Here is a 4,287-nt window from a genome sequence, read left to right as displayed (position 1 = left end):
CCCGTCCCCGAACCGGCGGAGGACCGGGTGGTGACCGTGGACGGCCTCGTGCTCGACCCGGGTGCCCGTTCCGTCACGTTGGACGCCGAGCCGCTGGACCTCACCTACCTGGAATTCGAACTCCTCGCCCACCTCCTCATCCACCCGCGCCGGGTCTGGACCAGGGCCCAGCTCCTGGCCACCGTCTGGGGATGGGGACCGACCCCCCTGGTGGGGGACCGGCGCACGGTGGACGTGCACGTGGCCCGGTTGCGCCGCAAGCTGGGCGCACGTCACCGCGAGCGCATCGTGACCGTCCACCGGGTGGGTTACAAGTACGACCCCGCCCCCGCGCGGGCCGTCGCGGCGGGATGAGACGCCGTCCGGCCCGGCCGGACCGGACGTGCGAGGGGCCGGGGCGACCCCTGTGGGGAGGGGCCGCCCCGGCCCCGATAGGGCCGTCCTCGCGGAGAGGATCCGCGGGTGCCCGGCTCAGCCGTGTCGAAGGGACGCCGACGCCGGGCGTTCGGCCCCCCCGCCGTGTTCCCGCGGGCCGCCCATCCGCCGTGCCCGCGGTACGCGGCCGGCCAGGGCCGCGTCGTGGCGTCGCAACATCAACCGCGCCAGTTCCGGCGCGTCCCCCAGCACCGGGGCCACCACGTCGGCCCCGGCCTCCTCGGCGCCACGCAGGATGCGGTCCGGCAGCCGGCCGGGCGCGATCACGTAGGGGGCCACCGCGACCCGGCGGACGCCCTCGGCGCGCAGCGCGCGCACGGCGTCCGCCGTGGTCGGGGGGCAGGCGGAGGCGAACGCGGGTCGCACGGCGCACCATCCCTCGGCGCGCCGCCACTCCCGCGCGGTTTCAGCGATCACCGCGATCGCCTCCGGGTCGGAGGACCCCGCCGCGGCCAGCACCACGCCGGTCTCGGCGTGCTGGGCGGGGGAGAGGCCGGCCTGGTGCAACCGCCTGGTCATGGCGGCCCGCAGCAACAGGTCCGGGCCGAGCACGTCGGCCTGTTCCACGCGCAGGCCGGGCAGCCGGCGGACCTCCTCGGCCAGCACGCCGGGGATGTCGGTCTTGGCGTGGAAGGCGCGGGTCAGCAGCAGCGGCAGGGCGATCACCCGCCGCTCACCGGCCCCGTACAGCCCCGAGAGGGCCTGTGTGACGCACGGCAGGTTGAACTCCAGGTGGCACACCCGCACCGTCAGGTCCGGGCGCAGGGTCCGCACCCGTTCGGCGAGCAGCGCGACGGTCGCGGGGTGACGCGGATCACGACTGCCGTGCGCCACGATCAGCAGGGGTGGGGGGGTCCGGGAGCCGCCCGGGAGAAGTGCCACCATCAGGCCGTCCTGCCCAGCAGCCCTCGGCCGCGCAGCACACGCCGCTCCAGTGGGGAGAAAAACAGCAGGTCGATGGCGATCCCCACCAGAAGGATCAACAGAATGGAAGCCAGCACGCCGGACATGTCCTGAAGTGTACGGAAGTTCTCCATGAGCTGACCCAGTCCGGTACCGAGAGCCGGGGAGTGCACGATCAGCTCCGCCGCCATCAGCGATCGCCAGGAGAACGCCCACCCCTGCTTGAGACCGGCGATGTAGCCGGGCAGCGCCGCGGGCAGCATGACGTGCCGGATGGCCGTGAGCCCCCGGGCGCCCAACGTCCGACCGGCCCGCAGGTACAGCGGTGGGATCTGGTCCACGCCGGCCACGATGCCGTTGGCGATCGAGGGCACGGCACCCAGCAGGATGACGGCGTAGATGGTGCCGTTGCTCAGCCCGAACCAGATGATCGCCGCCGGTACCCACGCGATCGAGGGGAGCGACTGCAATCCCGTCACGATCGGCCCGATCGCCGCCCGCACCACTGTGAACCGGGCGATGAGCAGGCCCAATGGTGTGCCGAGCACCACGGCGATGGCGAATCCGGAGACACCGCGGGAGACGCTGACCCAGATGTACTCCAGCAGCGTGCCCTGGAGCCACATCCGCTCCAGGGTCGCCCACACGTCCAGCGGGCCGGGGAGGACGTAGTCGGGCTTCAACTCGGCCATGTAGGCGAGCTGCCACACGGTGAGCACGAGCGTCACGGCGATGAGCGGTGGCACCGCCTTGGCCAGCAGGAGACGCCCGATCGACGGCCGTTCGGTCCGGGGAGCGGTCTCCAGGGCGTCGAGGCCGGCCTCGAGGTCCGCCAGGTCGCCGTTCTCCCGGGTCCGCCCCCGGGGTGCCCCGTCCGGGGTGCCCGCGTTCGGTGATGGCTCGGTGGTGCGGTCAGTGCTGGCCATGGCGGCGGATCTCTTTCCGGAGCTGATCGGTGATCTCCACCGACAGGGCGGAGACATGGGCGTCCTCGATACGACGCGGCTGCGGGATGTCCACATCCCACTCCCGCACCACACGACCCGGCCGGGAGGAGAGCAGCACCACCCGCTGGGCCAGCCGCACCGCCTCCCGCACGTTGTGGGTGACGAAGAGCACCGACAGGCCCGTCTCCTCCCACACCCGGGTCAGTTCCTCGTGCAGCACGTCCCGGGTGATGGCGTCCAGGGCCGCGAACGGCTCGTCCATCAGCAGCAGTCGGCTCTTCTGGGCCAACGCCCGGGCGAGTGCGACCCGTTGCCGCATGCCACCGGACAGTTCGTGCACCCGTTTGCCGTGGGTGCCCTTCAACCGGACCAGTTCCAGCAGGCGCTCGGCCTCCTGTCGCCGCTCCGAGCGGGGCAGGCCGCGCAGCTTCAGTGCCAGCTCGATGTTCTTCCCGGCGGTCAGCCACGGGAAGAGGGCGTGCTCCTGGAACATCAGCGCCGGCCGCCCACCGGGCACGTCGATGGTGCCGGCGGAGGGCTCGTCCAGCCCGGCCACCAGGTTGAGCAGGGTGGACTTCCCGCAGCCGGAGGCACCGAGGAGGGTGACGAACTCACCGGGTGCCACGGTCAGGTCGATCGTGTCGAGCACGACCTGACCGGTGCCCGGTCGACCGAAGGACTTGCTGACGCCGTCCAGCCGGACGGCGTGGTCGGTGACGGTTTTCCGCTCGGCGCGGGGGGTGTTGAGCGTGATGGCCATGGGATGCGTCTCCTGCGGATGCGGCATGGGGTGCGGCGGTCAGTCGACGCCGAGGCCGGCGTCATCGGTGATCGGGGGCAGTCCCTCCCCATCGAGCACCGCGTTGAGGATCGACAGGTCGTAGATGCCGGAGAGGTCGGTCTCCTCCAGCAGACCCACCTCCACCGCGTGCTCGGCCCCGACCCGCAGCGTGTCCGCCAGCGGGTCGTCGAGGAATTCGACGTTGTCGAAGGCCGGATCCAGAACCTCGGGCGGGAGTCGCTGCCCGGTCAACTCCTCCAGCACGTCGTTGACGAGGGACTTCGCCTCCCCGGGGTTCTCCGCGATCCAGCCGTTGGTGCGCACCACTCCCCGCACCACCGCCTCGACCACATCGGGGTGCTTCTCCAGGAAGTCCTGCGCGACGACCAGATGGGTGACCACGTAGCGGCCCTCCGCCCACAGCTCACCCTCGTCCAGCAGCGTGACGGCGCCCCTGGTCAGCAGCTTGGAAGCGGTGGGCTCGGGCACCCACGCCCCGTCGATGGAGCCGTTCTCGAAGGCCGGGGGGATCTCGGAGTTCTGGATCCGCAGCACCGACACCTCACCGGTGCCGTCCCGCGGATCCACCTCCAGACCCCGCTCCTCCAGGTAGCTCAGCAGCGCGACGTCCTGGGTGTTGCCCAGTTGGGGGGTGGCGATCCGTTTCCCGGTCAGGTCGTCCAGCCCGTTCACCGTGTCGGGGTTGACCACCAGCGACGCCCCGCCGGAGGCGGCCCCGGAGACGATCCGCAGGTTCCGGCCACCGGACTGGGCGAAGCCGTTGATCGCCGGGTTGGGGCCGATGAAGGTCATGTCCACCGCGCCGGCGTTCAGGGCCTCGATCGCCGAAGGACCGGCGTTGAAGACCTGGGTGCCCAGTCGGGTTCCCCCCAGCTCCTCCCGGATCGGACCCTCCGCCCCCAGCCCCACCAGGGCGGTGCCGTGGGTGAGGTTCGCGAAGTAGCCGACGGTCACCTCGGGCGCGGAGAGCGCCTCACCCGTGGCCACGGCCTGCTCCGGAGCGGTGGTCTCCGGACGCTGCGAGCCGTAGCCGCAGGCGGTCAGGACACCCAGCAGCAGCGCGGCGAGGGCGGCGCAACCGGTACGCACGCGTCGCGGTCGCCCGGGACTGGAGGGAGTGGTGGGGCGATGGAACACGGGAGGGAATCCCTTCGGGGATCGGTCGGCCGGCGGTGACCCGGGCCTGCGGCTGTCTCTTAT

At 72.0% G+C, this 4,287-nt stretch carries 5 protein-coding genes; 1 reads left to right on the top strand and 4 read right to left on the bottom strand.

Translation table 11 applies throughout. The features are described 5' to 3' along the window. Positions 1 to 354: winged helix-turn-helix domain-containing protein (locus FNQ90_RS14315; protein ID WP_182606739.1), on the top strand; the 354-nt coding region annotated here is incomplete at its 5' end. A gap of 117 nt (positions 355 to 471) precedes the next feature. Here the strand turns inward: FNQ90_RS14315 and FNQ90_RS14310 are convergent. Genes FNQ90_RS14310 through FNQ90_RS14295 form a run of 4 tightly spaced genes read right to left on the bottom strand, consistent with a single transcriptional unit; the run spans position 472 to position 4,176 of the window. Then, complete coding sequence (locus FNQ90_RS14310; RefSeq protein ID WP_182606738.1) at positions 472 to 1,320, bottom strand: sirohydrochlorin chelatase; 849 nt, start codon at positions 1,318 to 1,320, stop codon at positions 472 to 474. Then, positions 1,320 to 2,264, bottom strand: coding sequence for an ABC transporter permease (locus FNQ90_RS14305; protein WP_182606737.1), 945 nt, complete (start codon positions 2,262 to 2,264; stop codon positions 1,320 to 1,322). Before FNQ90_RS14305 ends, FNQ90_RS14310 begins: the two co-directional genes overlap by 1 nt. Beyond that, positions 2,251 to 3,045 carry an ABC transporter ATP-binding protein gene (locus FNQ90_RS14300; protein ID WP_182606736.1) on the bottom strand — a complete coding sequence of 265 codons (795 nt, stop codon included), beginning with the start codon at positions 3,043 to 3,045 and terminating at the stop codon, positions 2,251 to 2,253. Before FNQ90_RS14300 ends, FNQ90_RS14305 begins: the two co-directional genes overlap by 14 nt. Before the next feature lie 39 nt (positions 3,046 to 3,084). Continuing rightward, positions 3,085 to 4,176 carry an aliphatic sulfonate ABC transporter substrate-binding protein gene (locus tag FNQ90_RS14295; RefSeq protein ID WP_182606735.1) on the bottom strand — a complete coding sequence of 364 codons (1,092 nt, stop codon included), beginning with the start codon at positions 4,174 to 4,176 and terminating at the stop codon, positions 3,085 to 3,087. Positions 4,177 to 4,287: the final 111 nt, after the last annotated feature.

Source organism: Streptomyces alkaliphilus (genome assembly GCF_014141535.1).
GTDB classification, from domain to species: Bacteria; Actinomycetota; Actinomycetes; order Streptomycetales; family Streptomycetaceae; genus Streptomyces; species Streptomyces alkaliphilus.
This window is presented reverse-complemented; position numbering and strand designations above follow the sequence as displayed.